This window comes from Edaphobacter sp., assembly GCF_035763405.1.
In the GTDB taxonomy this organism is placed as follows: Bacteria; Acidobacteriota; Terriglobia; order Terriglobales; family Acidobacteriaceae; genus Edaphobacter.
Genome location: NZ_DASUBE010000160.1, coordinates 13326 through 29041 on the forward strand (window position 1 = coordinate 13326; position 15716 = coordinate 29041).

The 15716-nt window shown below is 58.9% G+C and carries 12 protein-coding genes and 1 tRNA gene; 7 read left to right on the plus strand and 6 right to left on the minus strand.

The window, feature by feature from the left end:
- Window positions 1-18 precede the first annotated feature (18 nt).
- From VFU66_RS14865 to VFU66_RS14880, 4 genes are all read right to left on the minus strand, one after another.
- On the minus strand, window positions 19-885 hold the full coding sequence (locus VFU66_RS14865) for a TIGR03435 family protein (protein WP_326447051.1): 867 nt from the start codon (window positions 883-885) through the stop codon (window positions 19-21).
- A gap of 115 nt (window positions 886-1000) precedes the next feature.
- Window positions 1001-1771: a TIGR03435 family protein gene (locus tag VFU66_RS14870; RefSeq protein ID WP_326447080.1), complete on the minus strand. Its 771-nt coding sequence runs from the start codon at window positions 1769-1771 to the stop codon at window positions 1001-1003.
- A 45-nt stretch (window positions 1772-1816) separates the two neighbouring features.
- Window positions 1817-2683 carry a TIGR03435 family protein gene (locus VFU66_RS14875; RefSeq protein WP_326447052.1) on the minus strand — a complete coding sequence of 289 codons (867 nt, stop codon included), beginning with the start codon at window positions 2681-2683 and terminating at the stop codon, window positions 1817-1819.
- 19 nt (window positions 2684-2702) lie between these two features.
- A complete protein-coding gene (locus VFU66_RS14880; RefSeq protein WP_326447053.1) occupies window positions 2703-3851 on the minus strand; it encodes a TIGR03435 family protein in 1149 nt (382 codons plus the stop codon).
- A 627-nt stretch (window positions 3852-4478) separates the two neighbouring features.
- Between VFU66_RS14880 and VFU66_RS14885 the strand changes: the two genes are divergently transcribed.
- The 7 genes from VFU66_RS14885 (at window position 4479) to VFU66_RS14915 (ending at window position 13960) form a co-directional block, all read left to right on the plus strand.
- Window positions 4479-7142, plus strand: a complete 2664-nt coding sequence (locus tag VFU66_RS14885) for a chitobiase/beta-hexosaminidase C-terminal domain-containing protein (RefSeq protein WP_326447054.1) — start codon at window positions 4479-4481, stop codon at window positions 7140-7142.
- Between the two features lie 212 nt (window positions 7143-7354).
- Window positions 7355-7444 (plus strand) — tRNA-Ser (locus VFU66_RS14890).
- Between the two features lie 606 nt (window positions 7445-8050).
- Entirely contained in the window at window positions 8051-8695 is a 645-nt protein-coding gene (locus VFU66_RS14895; RefSeq protein WP_326447055.1) for a PEP-CTERM sorting domain-containing protein, read from the plus strand.
- Window positions 8696-8894: 199 nt separating this feature from the next.
- Entirely contained in the window at window positions 8895-12323 is a 3429-nt protein-coding gene (locus VFU66_RS14900; protein WP_326447056.1) for a TonB-dependent receptor, read from the plus strand.
- Window positions 12324-12509: 186 nt separating this feature from the next.
- Window positions 12510-12899 carry a hypothetical protein gene (locus VFU66_RS14905; protein WP_326447057.1) on the plus strand — a complete coding sequence of 130 codons (390 nt, stop codon included), beginning with the start codon at window positions 12510-12512 and terminating at the stop codon, window positions 12897-12899.
- Between the two features lie 237 nt (window positions 12900-13136).
- Complete coding sequence (locus VFU66_RS14910; protein ID WP_326447058.1) at window positions 13137-13454, plus strand: hypothetical protein; 318 nt, start codon at window positions 13137-13139, stop codon at window positions 13452-13454.
- A gap of 5 nt (window positions 13455-13459) precedes the next feature.
- Window positions 13460-13960: an energy transducer TonB gene (locus VFU66_RS14915; protein WP_326447059.1), complete on the plus strand. Its 501-nt coding sequence runs from the start codon at window positions 13460-13462 to the stop codon at window positions 13958-13960.
- 159 nt (window positions 13961-14119) lie between these two features.
- Here the strand turns inward: VFU66_RS14915 and VFU66_RS14920 are convergent, their stop codons facing one another.
- Entirely contained in the window at window positions 14120-14767 is a 648-nt protein-coding gene (locus VFU66_RS14920) for a DUF2306 domain-containing protein (RefSeq protein WP_326447060.1), read from the minus strand.
- 212 nt (window positions 14768-14979) lie between these two features.
- Window positions 14980-15714, minus strand: a complete 735-nt coding sequence (locus VFU66_RS14925) for a hypothetical protein (protein WP_326447061.1) — start codon at window positions 15712-15714, stop codon at window positions 14980-14982.
- Between the last annotated feature and the right edge of the window lie 2 nt (window positions 15715-15716).

Consider the following 15716-nt stretch of genomic DNA (forward strand, 5'->3'; position numbering starts at 1 on the left):
ACGAATGAAATCCCGGCATCAGTTCTCCGAAGGCATCTCGACGTGATCAACGACGATCGTGTCCACCGGCCCTTTGGTCGAGTCCAGCTTCAACCCCAGTTGTTCCTGCAAGGCCGTAAAGATCGAAGGCCCAGTGTCCGTCGCATCTTGTTGCCCGTTCAACATCTTTGGCCCCTGGTTGTCCTCCGGCGACCACTCGAGCGTGAAATCATACTTCCCCGTCAGCCCCGTCTTGTCCACAACCTCCCGGTTCAGGAAATTCGACAACATGTCGGCTAGATCTGAGATTGGTATCTCCTGCGCCTTCAGATGCCTGCCATCAAAGGACATCACGCTGCCATGAACAACTCCATCCGGCCCCTTGATGCCATTCGTAGACGCATTCTTCGGGTCGGCATCCTTCAGCTTGAACCCTCCCTTGGCGGCCACCAGGTCAAAGATGGGAAGCTGCTTGCTCACGTGGTGAACCTTCAGTTGAAAGCGGTCCTCCAGCAGCGACTGCATCATCAACCTGCGTTGCTTCATGCTATCTTCCCTCGACAGCTTCTTGAACGCGGCCAGAGTGTCTTCATCCATCTTCGCCGTAATATCAAAATGTGCAGAGTCCGCCCATCCGGGCAATCCTGAAATCTGATCATCCATTTTCAGGTCATAGGCGTACCTGATCAGCATCTTCAGCGGAGCGTTCGTAGCGGAATACCCATCCGCAGTTCCACTGAACCTCCAGCCCCGACCAACCTTGTTCAGCTTGATGGCAGCCACGTCATACGCCGGCCTCTTGGCGCCAGCAGCCGCACCCTGCCCCAGCACCGGCACAGCAACGGCCATCCACCCCATCGCAAGGAGCACAAACCTTTTCCGCCGAAGCACCGCCCGCCCGGTCATCACTGATCCATCTCTCCCGGAAACCAAATGTAAGGTGCAGCTAATAGACGCCTTGCTCTCCACGAACGTTCGCAACGACAACAGATTTATTTTCTTGCCAGACCCGCACTTGCCATCAATTCGCCGAAGGCACCTTGTCCAGACGATCAATCACCAGCATCTCCACGGCAACCTTCTGCGGCTCCAATTTCAATCCAAGCTGTTCTTGCAATGCAGTAAAGATGGACGGATACGGCGAATCGGCCGAACCATCAGGTGCAAAATTCAGCTTGATACTGTACTTGCCCGTGACGCCCGTCTTGTCTACGACCGGCGTCCCTACCGGGTGAGCAAGCATGGCAGCTAAGCTGGACATAGATACGGCTGGACCTCTGATTCCGTTCGACAAAATATATCCCATTCCGGTAGCTTCCTTGCCTACCTGGAGTTTTGACCCATTTTTTGCAACCTTCAGTGCATAGCCTTGAATCTCTTTCTGCTCGTGATGAACCTCCAGTTTGAACCGCTGCGCCAGCAAGTGCTGCAATAGCGGTTTCAACTGTTCATAACTCAGGCTGACATCACCCTGTGGTTTCGCTTCAATGTCGTAGAGCTCCGAATCGATCCAACCTACATTCTTCCCTGCTATCTGATAGCCCTGAACCCCAAAGGCCATCTCGATCAGCAGCTTCATCGAGGCGTTCCTTGCAAAGAACCGCGCAGATCCGAGCGGACTAATCGATGTATATCCACTTCCTCTGGAGACCTGACGGACGGAAGCCACCTCAAACGATGGCGCCGGCACTGTCGGTGATTGCGCTGTCGCAATACCCGCTACACTCATCGCTGTCACAGCCACCGTAACCAGCAGAAGACCCTTGCCGTCGCACCCACTCCATCCAAGCATAAGTCGTAGCCTTTTTTTTGCACCTTCGTTGACAAACGATCGCAACTAATTCGGAGACGGCCTCTCCGCATGGTCAATCACAAACATCTCGACCGGCCCTTTCGTTGTTCGCAACCGAAGCCCTATCTCCCGGACCGCATCCAGAAAAGCGGAGTTCGCGTCGTATGGATCATTGTTTTGAGAATCAGCATTGGTCGGAACCGTCTTTGACTCGAAATCAAATTGCCCCTCCAACCCGGTCTCGTTCAGGACCGGACGATGCACAATAGAGTTGCTGAGAAACTTTGCCAGTTGATCCATTGAGGCATTGTGTCCACTTATCCCACGCCCCTCAAACCTGCCAAAATCTCCGGATATGTCGTTCGCAGTTTCCTTCGTCGGGCGCAGCTTCAGCGGCTTGCCGCTCTTTTCCAGAATGAGCACCGTACCCGTCTTCGTTTCACGATGGAACTTCAACTGAAACCGATCGATCAGCAACGCCTGCAACATCTGCTGCATCTGCTTATTTTTCAGGCTGAACCAGGTGGACTCAGGCGCTATCAACGCAGTTTGCGCAGTCTGTGGAGCCTTGGCCTGAACATCGTAGCGAACCTTATCCATCCAATCGCTACCGCCCGATAGCTGCCAGTAACTCAGACCAAACGCGGCGTCAATCAATGCCTTCAACGACAAGCCTCTGATAACAAGCCTTCCCCCAGGATAGACATTGACTCCCATCTCATGAATGACACCGGGCTCAGGATCGACCGGCTTAATCGTGGCGACCTCAAATCGTGGCAGGTTATCCGCAGGCGCAGGCGCGCTCGTTTGCCCATACCCAACCGACGCCATCGCAAGGAGCATGCCAACGGTAAGAAGACGTTTACCCTTCGCGCCAATCTGCATGAAGAAACAGTTTGCGGAAAAACTCATTCCTCTGCACCTCACCACGCTAATTCGCCGAAGGCTTCTCCACATGGTCAATCGCAATAACCTTCACCGGCGTCTTCTCCGCACTCAGCTTCAACCCCGCCTGTGCCTGGAGCGCCTCGAACAAACCCGGAGCAGCTTCCACACCTTCCGCTAGTGCCGGTAGCTTGGGCGGATTGCCGTTGAACTCCGAATCGTCGGGCATGAACGTGAAGTGAAAATCGTACCGTCCCGTAAGCGCCGTCTGGTCTACCACAGGCCGGTCCAGCACCATCATCTGCAGAATGCTCGTAAACTCCTCGATCGTTGAATTGATGACGTTCATCGTCAATCCGCCCGTCCCCGGTCTCATGCCATAGCCGGGCAGCGGCCCATGCACCTGGGTCGGCGTCAGCTTCTGTCCGCTCTTCGCAACGGTCAGGACATAGGCGGACATCTCACGCTTCTCCTCGTGAGCGGTCAGCTTAAACCGGCTGGCCAGCAGCTTCCGCATCATGCTCCGCAACTGCGTCGCATTCGGCACGCCGTCTTTGTCGGGCACTCCGTCGATGTCGAAGCGGTCCTTCTCCAGCCAATCGGGCCCGTTCGCAATCTGCTTCACCTGAATATCGTAGGCAAACGCAATCAGGTCTCCCAGCGAGCCGTTAACGACGCTGAAGTTGCGCCCCCGGACCTTAATCCCCTGCATCTTTCCAACCCCGGAGTCGTTCGGCTTAATCGTCGCCACCTCAAACGACGGGTCCGCATCCGCCGCCATCAGCTTCGGCGGAGGCGGCGGCGCAGGAATCTCCCACGCCGTCTCCGTGGTCGCGCGGACCAGCGTCAGCGGCAACGGCTTGGGCCCCTGCGTCCACGTCCCTGCAATGGAGTTCCCATCCGCGCTCAACGTCCCCTGGTAGTCGCCGCCAATCAGGTCTACCGCGCACTTGAAGGTCGAGCCATCCAGCGTAACCGACGAAGCCTTGACGGGCTGCGCTCCCTGGTCGATGCTGTACATCGACGCGCTCCACCCCTTATCTGTCTTTGCGATCTTCATCACAATCCGCAACGCCCTCTGCGGTGCCTGCAACGTCCCCTGCCAATTTCCGGCAATGTCATCGCGCGCATGTGCTGTGCTCTGCGCCGCAGGTGCAGTCTGCGCACAAGCTATAGGAGCACTGACGATCAGCATCGCAGCAGCTATCACTCCACCCACGAACCACGAACGTGTCCTGTTGCAACGCATTCCTCGATCAATCGATATAGTCATCACGCGCAATCCCTTTCCTCAAATCAAACCCACGCTTCGAACGAGACAACCAACAGCAGACACTACGCAAACCCACTCATATCAACGGCAACACGCCTAAAACTATACATTCTCCAGCTCATCACTGCCCTCATGGAGCGATAGGACCTGCGTCAACACCTGATCGTTCGGGCCCGGCGACAGCAATAGGTAAACATTTCTCATCTGTTTTTTTGCACGGCCCGATGACCACCTGAAGGGCTTTGTTGAAGCATCTTGTACGATCTTCCAGTAAAAAATGTAAACGTAAACATTTTTCTCGGTAAAAATCATTTTTCACATTTAAATTGACAATCAACACACCCACATGAGAATGTGTGTGCCGGTCTGCGGACCATGTCCTTAGTACCTCCGAAAAATGCTGTGAAATTCACGATCTTTCAGGAGATTCCCATGTGTAGAGATAGTTCGATGTCCTTACTAACGAAGTTGCTTGCTCTTTCTTTGTCCGGCCTTGTCCTTGCCGGATGCTTCATCACCACATCGGTGCCTGCGCGTGCGCAAACCAGCATGAGCATTGACAGCTTCGACGGCCCGGTGACGACCAACGAGATCAATTCCTTCAAGGCGTACATCAACGCGCTGAGGCCCGCGTCGAACAACGTCGGCAATCAATGGGCGCAGCACAACAGCGGCGAGGACGTGAAAGCCATGGCCCTCGTCTACCAGATCACTCAGGACACAGCGATCCTCGACCAGATGGTGCGCTTCTGCGACGCCGTGTTGTCGGAGCGCAACGACCTGGCGCCCGCGCCAACCGGCCAATACGTCATCTGGACAGGCCGCATCGATCCCGTCTGGCCGAATGAAGTCACCACCACCCCCATCGGTACCGGCGGCGAACAGGGCGACCCGGTTGGCCACCTCGGCAACTGCGCGCGGCTGATCCTCCAAACACCCTCGATCTGGAACACCACCGTTCCCATCGGCGACCCAGACGGCTACGGCACAACCTACCTTGCCCGCGCCAAGACCTACGTTGCAGGCGGCGACGCAGCCATCGACGGCCACATCCTCAAGTCGGAGCTCGATCTCTCCAACAGCGACCACCAGTACTTTGCCGCATCCGATCCCTACAAAGGCGGCACGCCTGTCCCCTGGAACCAGCAGATGATGTTCGACTACGGCTTCCAGAACCTCGCCATCGCGCACGACATCCTCGGCGACGATCCGGCTCGCGCGGCGCAGTACCACCAGATTGTGCAGGACAGCATCAACTGGTTCTTCTCGGCGGGCTATACCTCCTACACCGACAACGCGGGCAACACGGCCTATAGCTGGGGCTACTCGATGCCCAGTACCACCAAGGAAGACAACGACCACGGCAGCCTCGACGTGAACGGCTTCTATCGCGCCTACATGTCCGGCGAATACGGCATCACGCCCGCCATGCTCGCTCCGTTCGGCAATACGTTTGTCGATGTCATGACCCTGGGGCCCGGCGACTACTCCGGCGTCATCGACGGCACGACGGGTTCCGGCAACTCGGCCAGCACGACGTATATTCGCAGCGGCTGGCTGCTCACCGCCGACTTTCTCCCCAGCCAATACGAGAACATGATGGGCGCAGACTTTACCGCGCCGGGCACGACGACCGCCATCGATCGCTTCTCACGCTTTCTATGGCTCAAAAACAAGCGATACCAATCCTTCACCTTCTCGGCATCTCCCTCTTTTCAGACGGTAGCTCAAGGCAGCAGTGCCAATTTCATCGCCACCGTCGCGGCCCAGGGAGCGTTCGCCGGCAGTGTTGCACTGAGTGTTTCAGGCTTGCCCAGCGGAGCCTCAGCGAGCTTCAGCCCAGTCACCATCTCCGGCGGTGGCGACTCTACCATGACAGTGCAGACCGCAGGTTCCACACCAGCCGGCACCTACCCGCTCACCATCCTGGCAACGTCGATGGGCACTGTCGCTCAGACGGCTACAGTGAACCTGACGGTCTCGACAGAACCGACAGCCGCGGCCCCAACCTTCAACCCTGCCGGCGGCACGTACAGCAGCGCGCAGTCGGTGACGATGACGAGCAGCACCAGCGGCGCAACCATTCGTTACACAACCGACGGCAGCACGCCGAGCGAAACCAATGGAACGGTCTACTCCGGCGCTGTGAACATCAGCAGCACGACTACCCTGAAGGCCATCGCCTACAAATCGGGCTATGCGGACAGCTCTGTGACCAGCGCAACCTACACCATCACAACCGGCGGAACATTGCCGAGCGGATGGTCGGACACGGACATCGGTGGACCAGGTGTTGCGGGCAGCGCAAGCTACAGCAGCCCCACATTCACCGTGAGTGGAAGCGGCGCCGACATCTATGGCACTGCGGACCAGTTCAACTATGCGTACATGGCGGCCAATGGCAACGTCACGATTACGGCACGCGTCGCTACACAGCAGAACACCAACTCCTGGGCCAAGGCAGGCGTGATGATCCGCGAGACGACAGCTGCGGGCTCGACCTATGTAGGCGTGTATGTCACACCGGCAAAGGGAGTGAGCCTGCAATACCGCACGACAACAGGAGCGAGCGCCACGAATGGTCCCGAGACCACGGGGCCAGTGGCCCCATACTGGGTGCGGCTGGCGAGATCCGGCTCTACCTTCACGGCATCGACTTCGCCGGACGGCACAACCTGGACACAGCTTGGCACAGCTACCGTGACGATGGCCACCAACGCGACTGCCGGGCTGGCCGTTTCATCGCATAACAACACAGTGCTCAACACAAGCACTTTCGACAATGTATCGATCACGACCGGCGGCAGCAGCGGGCTTGCAATCGCTGCGACCTCCGAGAGCGGCGATGACGGCGGTGGTCATAACGTGGCCACAACGATCGACGGGAACTACAACACGTACTGGCAATCGACGACCAATGGCAGCAACTCCGCTTATGCGCAATACGATCTGGGCAGCAGCCAGACGGTGCACTCGGTGAAGATTGCATGGTATCTGGGCAATACGCGCTCGACGTGGTTCGATGTCGATACCTCGACCGACGGCACGAACTGGACAACCGCGCTGAGCGGCGTCAACAGCAGCGGAACAAGCAATGCGCTTGAGACCTACACGTTCTCCAGCGGTGTCACCGCGCGCTATGTACGCTATGTCTGCTATGGCACCAATATCGACAATGTAAATGCCATCTCCGAAACGCAGATCTGGCCGTGATCTGAGGTGAGTTGGCGGCTGAACGGCATCAACACGACCTTGCGCTTGTGCATCCACCCCGGAGCACAAACGCAAGGCCGTGGAGAAGCCGGAACAGTCCAACCTCACATACAACCTCGCGCAAGCAGAGATTGCAGATCCCACACCATTTTCCCCACAGTGAACCTGTCTGATGATTTTCAGCCCTGCTAAACTATCGATACCCCTCACGCGGAGGGATGTGTGAGCGGTTGAAACAGGCGGTCTTGAAAACCGCTTTGGGCGAAAGTCCAACGGGGGTTCGAATCCCTCTCCCTCCGCCATTGCCCTTGACCCCGCTCTAGGAAGACTCTGATGAAGTCCTGCTTTTGTTAAGGGCACGGCTTCAGCCGTGCCGCAAACCACCTATTTTGAATGGGGCTTTAGAGGGTGCTGAAAAAGTCAGTTTTGTTTAAGGGCACGGCTTCAGCCGTGCCGCTAACGCTGCAAAATCAACGCGGCTTTAGCCGCTGAGGTACGCTTTCTTCCCGGCGAGACACTTTTCATTACCCTCTTTAGCCCCTGTGGAAATCTTCTATACTTACAGACCTTTCCTAAAATCCCATGCTCACCAGCAGCACTCACAACGGATAGGTTTGGGCAAGTCCGTTCTATTTTCTTGCAACATCCTGCACATTCAAAACTGGCCACTGTACGCTTTTTTCGCGTGCCCGAAACATGCCCGCCTCCTGATTCGCAGAGCCTTCGATAACTTGCTGACAATGCGGCATATTAGCCCCGCGTCTCCTCCAGACCTCTCTGCTCCTCTCAACACCTCGAATTCCTCCTCTTTGGCCATGTTCGTGCATTCATCACGGTAACGATTCCCTCCTCCCCGAACGTTCAGGGAAACCGTCGGCCAAGTATTCGGTTCGTTAGGAGGATTCAACATGCGAAATCTCGGACTAGCACTAGCGGTACTTCTCGTTGCCAGTGCTACCACAGTTTATGCGGACACCCTGACCCTTACTCCGGTCACGGTTGTCCATCAACTTCAGCAGACAGTCAACAATCCCTGCGTCATCGGCGATCCCTCATGCAATAACGGGGTTTTCCCTGAAACCATCTTCCCGTCGGGGGCCAGTTCCTACGATTCGCTTTCGCCGGTCTATACTGTCTCTCAAATTCAGTCGATTCTGGGACCTGGGAACGCGTTAGAGATCGGCGTCGATGTCAACCAGACCAGCGTAACCCAAACGTTGAGCCTGTTCACCATGTTGATCAACGGTACGGTCGTCGATACCTATTCAGCCGACCCGGCCACCCCTGTCCCGCCTACGGCTGGCGGCGGCAACGGCAACGGCTACGCTGATTACACCCTGACCGGCTTCACCAGTCTGGCAAGTTTCGCCGCCACCGACACCGTGCAGTTCCACGTGGTCATGCCACTGGTCAATGACGGCCGCGAGGAGTACTTCCTCGTCTCCGGACCCGGCGGCGTAGCCCCGGTTCCCGAACCCTCTTCACTCCTGCTCCTGGGAACGGGTCTCTTCGGCGCGGCTGGCATTGCTTTGCGCAAGTTCAAAGCCAGCTAGCAACGCACAACTCCTCACTGCTTACTCATGGCCGCGCCGGCTCTCCGGCGCGGCCATAATTTCTCTGCGTCCATGTCGCAGGCCCATCTCTTTCACATGACAAACATCGTGCGAAACGCAGACAAAGCCGTGACAACTCACGCCCTGCTCAAGGCAAATACTTGTCTCGTAATCAACTCCCAACCGTTGAGGCGAGATCATGCATTGTCTTCGCGCTGTCACCTTCCGCTTGGCTCTCTTTACAGTGGCGCTTCTGACCGGCGCAGCCATCCAGGCGCAGACGCCGGGCACCGGCGCCATCGCCGGCACAGTCATGGACCCTACCGGCGCAGTCCTGGCGCAGGCCGAAGTCACCGTGACAAACAACGCCACCGGCGCAGCGCGCACTGTCACCACCGCGGCCCACGGTGAATTCCGCGTCCCGCTCCTTGTTCCCGGCGCATACTCCATCTCCGCCAGATCCACCGGCTTCGAGCAGAAGCAGCTCGTCTCCGTGCAGGTCGGTGTAGCCGAAACAGCAACCGTCGAGTTGCGGCTCGCCATCGGTACGCACAACGAGACGCTCGAAGTCACCGACATGGCCCGGCTCGAAAGCTCCGCCATGGGCCGCGCCGTCAACCAGCAAACCATTCAGGAGCTTCCGCTCGCCAACCGCAATTACACCCAGATCGCCGCACTCTCACCCGGAGTCGTCGTCGAAGTCCCCAACGCCGCCGCACTCGGACGCAACAACCAGAACGTCTCCGCCAACGGCAACAAGACCACCTCCAACAACATCCAGTTCAACGGCATCGACGCCAACAACCTCTCCCAGAACTCGGCCTCCGGCTACCAGTCCGAGGTGGGAACGGCGATCCCCGCGCCGGACACCATCGCGGAGTTCATGGTGCAGACCGGCGGCTACGACGCCGGCTACGGTCGCGGCGCGGGGGCCAACGTCGATGTCATCAGCCGCAGCGGCTCCAACCAATGGCATGGCAGCGCGTGGGAGTTCCTCCGCAACGACGCTCTCAACGCCAACGACTTCTTCGCCAAGCGCAACGGCCAGGCGCGTCCCGTGCTCAAGCAGAATCAGTTCGGCGGCACCTTCGGCGGCCCCATCCTGCACGATCGTCTCTTTTTCTTCACCGCCTACCAGGGCACCACGCAGCGCAACGGCGACTCGAGCCTCTCACTCGTCACCGCCATCCTGCCGCAGCTCACCAACGACCGCTCCGCCCAAACCCTCGGCGCGCAGTTCTGCCCCGCCAACCATCCCGGCAACTCCGCCTACCAGACCTTCGGCGGCGGCACGCAGGTCGCCTGCGACGGCTCCAACATCAACCCCGTCGCGCTCAAGCTGCTCAACTTCAAATTCGCCAACGGCCAGTACGCCATTCCCAGCCCGCAGACGCTGCTCCCCGACCAGCCCGGCTCGCTTCCCATCGGCGAGTCCACCTACTCCATCCCCGCGAAGTACCGCGAAGACCAGTACACCGGCAACCTCGACTACGTCGTCTCGCCCGCGAACCAGCTCGGCGGCCGCTTCTTCTACTCGCGCGCCTCCACCGGCGAACCCTTCTCGCCCTTCGGCGCCACCGTCCCCGGCTGGGGCACCAACGAGCTCGACCAGAACCACATGTTCGTCCTCGCCGACACGCACGTCTTCAATCCGCGCCTCGTCAACGTCGCCCGTCTCGGCTACATGCGCTTCGACGGATACGCCGTCATCGCTCAGCCCATCACCGCCGCCGCGCTTGGCATGGCGACGCCCTCCGGCCTGCCCGAGACCCCCGGCCTCTCCGTCGATGGCCTCTTCACCATCGGCACTGCCGGCCAGCCCTTCTACTGGCAAGACACCAACACCTACGTCTGGCAAGACACCGTCTCCGTCACCCGCAGCCGCCACAGCCTCCGCCTCGGTGCCGAAGCCAAACGCCACCAGGTCGATGTCAACGTCCCCTTCGTCAGCGACGGCTTCCTCGACCTCCGCGGTCTGCCCGACCTGCTCATCGGCCAGAACGCCGCCCAGAACGGCAGCACCATCAGCAACGTCTTCTCCGCCACCGGCTCCTCCGGCATCTTCCGTAAAGACGAGCGATACACCGACTTCGCCGGCTTCGCGCAGGACGACTTCAGGCTCACCCCGCGCCTCACCCTGAACATGGGCCTGCGCTACGAGATCTTCGGCGCACCCTCCGACATCCAGGGCAAGCTCCCCACCTTCGATCCCTCCATCGCCTCATCCTCCGTCCCGCCCTCCGGCTCGCTCAGCGGCTTCATCCTTCCCTCCAACTACAAAGGTCCGCTGCCCACAGGCGTCGTCAAATCCTCACACTCCAGCCTCTGGGCCACCAACTACCACGACCTCTCGCCGCGCTTCGGATTCGCCGCGCGCCTCTTCAACCATCCGCTACTTGTCCTGCGCGGCGGCTACGGCATCTACTACGACCGCATGTCCGGAGACCTCGCCGAGCAGACCGTCGGCCAGCCCCCATTCTCCTTCCTCCAACGCCTGCAAGGCGTGCAGAACGCCGGTGCATCGCTGGCCAATCCCTACGTTCCCGCGCTCCCGCCCAATTCAGCCTTCCCCATCTTCCTCCCGCGCGTCCCCGGTGGCGGACTCTCACTCGCCGCCATCTCCCCGCATCTCTCCGACCCCTACATCCAGCAGTACAACCTGAACCTGCAATATGAACTCACCCAGAACCTTCTCGTTGAAGTCGGCTACGTCGGCGCAAAGTCCACGCACATTCCCGGCTGCATCGAGTTCAACCAGGCCCTGCTCGCCAGTCCCGAACATCCCGTCAACGGCGAGACCACCAACACGCTCGAAAACATCGTCCAGCGCCTGCCCTACAGCGGCATCGCGCAAGGCTCCTTCATCTGCCAGACCAGCTTCGACTCCCGCTACAACAGCCTTCAGACCAGCGTCACCAAACGCCTCTCCCACGGCCTGCAATTCCTCGCGAGCTACACCTGGTCTAAAAATCTCGACACCACCAGCGGCTCCGGCGGCCTCTCCAACTTCGAACTCGGCTTCCTCACCAACGATCAGCACAACCAGAGTCAGGCCCGCGGCCTCGACGACTTCGACCGCGCCAACCGCGCCGTCCTCAGCCTCGTCTACACGCCGCCGAAGCTAACAGCCGGACCCAGCCCCGTGCGCTACGCCGCCAACGACTGGACCGTCTCCACCGTCGCCGTCGCGCAATCCGGCACGCCCATCACCGTCGGAGACGTCAGCGCAGGCAGCATCTACGGCAACCTCTCCGGCTTCTCCCGCGCCGAATGCACCGGAGCCAACCCGGCCACCAAAGGCTCCTTGTTCACGCGCATCAACGGCTACCTCAACCCCGACGCCTTCACCTCCGCCCCCGCCATCGGCGACGGCACCGACTTCGGCAACTGCGGCGTCGGCATCCTCCGCGCCCCCGGCCAGCGCAACCTCGACCTCGCTCTCGAACGCAGCTTCCCCGTCCGCGAGTGGGGCACCCTCCGCTTCCGCACCGAGTTCTTCAATCTCACCAACACGGCCAACTTCGCCCCACCCATCAACAACCTCATCGCCGGCTCCGCCTTCGGCCTCATCACCTCCACCACCACCAACCCACGCATCATCCAGTTCGGCCTCAAATACGCCTTCTAGGATGCGCCGCCCACGTTTGCATCTCCACTCCGCAGCGAAGGAATCCGCTTTCCCTGCCACCACCGCATCACGTCATCTCGACCGAAGGCGGCGCGTTTGCCGCCGTAGCGGAGAGACCCCCGTATTCCCTCTCCCCACACGAAACACGCTGATGAAAGCACATAGAATCTAAGACACTCCCACCGGATGCCGCCTCAGATAAGCCTCACCCGCCAGATACGTCACCCCAAACCCAATCCAGAACGCAATCCCGAACCTTTTTGCTCGCCATTCCCAAACTTTTTTGCCATTCCCGAAGGGAATCCGCGTCTCGCCTTTCTTGTTGTCATTCCCGAAGGGAATCTGCGTTTGCCGTTGCTCTTGCCTTTGCTCTTGCCTCTCTTGTTTGTCATTCCCGAAGGGAATCTGCGTTTCGTTTTGGGTCACACCGAACCACAGTGTCGGGAAAATGCACACCTTGTGCTTTTCGGTGGGAGCGCAGGGCTTCAGAGGGTGCTGAAAAAGTCAGTTTTGCTTAAGGGCACGGCTTCAGCCGTGCCGCTAACGCTGCAAAATCAACGCGGCTTTAGCCGCTGAGGTACGCTTTCTTCCCGGCGAGACACTTTTTCATCACCCTCTTCAGCCTTACGAAAATCCCAGCAAAATCAAGTTGCTTAAGAGTTTGCAAAAGGACTCCATGAAGCGCAGCGTCAAGAGCGCCAAAGGCGCGCTCCATACCAGCCTGGGGCGAAGCCCCAGGTATGGACCCATCCGAACCCCCTGAGGGCTGAAAGCCCGCCCCATCACCACCGTTATCAAGTACAGTGCTGAAGTATGCGAACCACGGCCCTCGCCCTTCTCTTGTTCATCCTGCCTTTCGCGCAATCACCCGCCCGCGCCCAGTCCACCGAAGCCGCCATCAAAGCCCGGCTGATGAATCAGCCTCTCTATTTGCGCGGCTTCTGGAGAAACAACGATCTCCACTTCGATTCCTACGGCCAATTAAAGGACCACTCCAATCCAGTCTCTTTCACACTCAGCGGCTTTGAACTCGTACATGTGGCCCTCGAACCGAATCGGCTCATCCTCACCGGACGGCGCATCGCTCTTGAGTTTCGAGACAACAAGGTGAAGCGCGTCCCTATTCCATAGCAGGCATGTTTTCACATCACGACCTGATGGTCGACGTCACCATCGACGCTCCCCCAAACGGCGATTACACCCAGGCCATTAGCGCCGTGTTCGCCAATGGCTTAGCCGAGATTGCTCCATTACTTCCTTCTTATTGGAAGGGCTACGCAACAAAGAACTTTCTCCCCGCCACTAACGAAGAACCCACGGCCTCCTCTGAACCCGCATCAAAACCCGTCAATACTTTGCAGAACCGCGGTATCACGGCACCTGTACTGAAACACTCTGTGAATCCGCAGTTCAGCAACACCGCTCGTGCCCTGAAATATTCCGGAACGGTCCTCGTTGATCTCTGGATCACGCCAGACGGAAAAGCCACCCGCCTTTCCATCGCCGATCCTACCGGGGCGGGGCTGGATGAACAGGCTTTGGCCGCTGTAGAACAGTACACATTCACCCCAGCGATGCAGAACGGCAAACCCGTCCTCGTTGAGCTCAAGGTCAAGGTCAATTTCCAAATATTCTGAACCAAAACGCCGCTTCTCCTGATCGCAGAGATGACCTCGTCTTTGCTTCCCTCAATCCAGCCGCAGACGCTCGGGTGCCCCATCCTTCGCGTCTTTGCGAAGGGTGGGATCGCACAAAGTCCAATCAGACATCTTTCACGGCGCAGATCCGACGGTGAATCACACCCCCGCCGGATGCCGCCGCAAATAAGCCTCACCCACCAGATACGTCACCCCAAACCCAATCCAGAACGCAATCCCGAAGAACTGATGCGGCGTCAGGTGCGTCAGCCGCGACGTAGCAAAGAACACCCCCATTACCGGCCGTGTCGTCGCAATCCCCAGCAACACCGAGACGGCCCGCATCATCCACTCCCGATACCGCGCCATCTCACCCCGGACAAACAGCATCCACGCGCGAGCAAGCGAAAACAAAAAGATGGCATCGAAGACGAGCACCGCCGCCTGCTCCGTCACCCCGCCCACCGGCAGCGCGGCCATCGGCAAAGCAGTCAACCCCACCACCGCGCCCAGTACCAGCAGCACCCACGAAACCCTCCGGTACACAACACCGTTGGCCCGCACCCTACGCGAAAACCAGAACGGCAGCACCACCACAAAGACCAGCGCCGGAACAATATGCGCCATCGTCAGCGCCGCGTGCGAAGCAAACTGCGCATCCAGATTCCCCAACTCCGCCGTCACCGGAGCCGCAGGAGGAAACAGCAGCACCGCAATCCTCCGCACCGCCGCCGCCGCTCCTATGAAGCACAGCCCATACAGAGCCACCCACCTGAACCGCCCCGATACAGACTTGGCCGTCTCCATATATGGATTCCTATCTCAACCGCGTTACGCAAAACACCGCCGCAGGGTTCGACTCTTGACACGCCTGCTAGACTTAAATCAGAAGAAAGAAGAAAGCCCGGCGCTATGCCGGGCTTTCTTCTTTGGCACGAAACGTGCGCCGATACCCATCGATACCCCCTATCTAAGTCCTTTGTTTGAAGGATTTTAGGTATTAGATATGGGGGGGTGCCCTAGTACCCCTGGTCAGCCCGAAACGCCGTCACCTTGTTCTTCACGAAGGTCACGGCCATCGGCTTGCCCAGGTTCGCAAACACGACCATCCTGTTCCCATAATCCTGACTCGTGCTCTTCGAGACCTGCCCCAGCGCAAGCTCGACCTGCCGCTCGTTCATCCCCATCACCACCTGATGAGCATCGACAGCCTTCCATATCTCCGGCCCCCAGTGCTTGTACAGCACATGAGGATCGTCATAGAAGAAGATCTCGTCCGTATAGAAGGTGTAGTCCTTCCCCTCACGGTAGCCGACCGGCACCGCATACTCCTTCGCATCGTTCGGAAGAGTGAAAACCATCAGCACTTGCCGATCGCCACCGGGAACCCGGTAGGTCGCCTCCTTCGGAGCCACCTGCTCGACGACGTCCTTCACCACCAAAGGCTGCGCGCCCAGCAGCGTGCCCGAGGTCTTCGCGTACTCAACCCTGTGCCCGACAAACGGATAGTAGTCCATCTGCCCGCCCGCCGAGACCCAGATCGTCTTGCCATCCAGCTCCTTCACGTCCTTCGGCGTGTCAGGCCGCATCTTCTTCAGAAAGACCAGATCATCCTGGTCGATCGGCTCCTCCTGCCGCGTGGCCTGCGTCTTCATCGGAGCGTTCCGCTCGTGATGCAACCACGCCACCTCGCCCACCACCGCCAGCACCAGCACCGCCGTAGCCCCAATCGCCGCCTTCACACCTGTCTTCACCG

Excerpts from the sequence above, each read along its gene's own strand:
- VFU66_RS14865 (WP_326447051.1), bottom strand. The coding sequence starts at position 885 with ATGACCGGGCGGGCGGTGCTTCGGCGGAAAAGGTTTGTGCTCCTTGCG.
- VFU66_RS14870 (WP_326447080.1), bottom strand. The coding sequence starts at position 1,771 with ATGCTTGGATGGAGTGGGTGCGACGGCAAGGGTCTTCTGCTGGTTACG.
- VFU66_RS14875 (WP_326447052.1), bottom strand. The coding sequence starts at position 2,683 with ATGAGTTTTTCCGCAAACTGTTTCTTCATGCAGATTGGCGCGAAGGGT.
- VFU66_RS14880 (WP_326447053.1), bottom strand. The coding sequence starts at position 3,851 with ATGCTGATCGTCAGTGCTCCTATAGCTTGTGCGCAGACTGCACCTGCG.
- VFU66_RS14885 (WP_326447054.1), top strand. The coding sequence starts at position 4,479 with ATGAGCATTGACAGCTTCGACGGCCCGGTGACGACCAACGAGATCAAT.
- VFU66_RS14895 (WP_326447055.1), top strand. The coding sequence starts at position 8,051 with ATGCGAAATCTCGGACTAGCACTAGCGGTACTTCTCGTTGCCAGTGCT.
- VFU66_RS14900 (WP_326447056.1), top strand. The coding sequence starts at position 8,895 with ATGCATTGTCTTCGCGCTGTCACCTTCCGCTTGGCTCTCTTTACAGTG.
- VFU66_RS14905 (WP_326447057.1), top strand. The coding sequence starts at position 12,510 with ATGCCGCCTCAGATAAGCCTCACCCGCCAGATACGTCACCCCAAACCC.
- VFU66_RS14910 (WP_326447058.1), top strand. The coding sequence starts at position 13,137 with ATGCGAACCACGGCCCTCGCCCTTCTCTTGTTCATCCTGCCTTTCGCG.
- VFU66_RS14915 (WP_326447059.1), top strand. The coding sequence starts at position 13,460 with ATGTTTTCACATCACGACCTGATGGTCGACGTCACCATCGACGCTCCC.
- VFU66_RS14920 (WP_326447060.1), bottom strand. The coding sequence starts at position 14,767 with ATGGAGACGGCCAAGTCTGTATCGGGGCGGTTCAGGTGGGTGGCTCTG.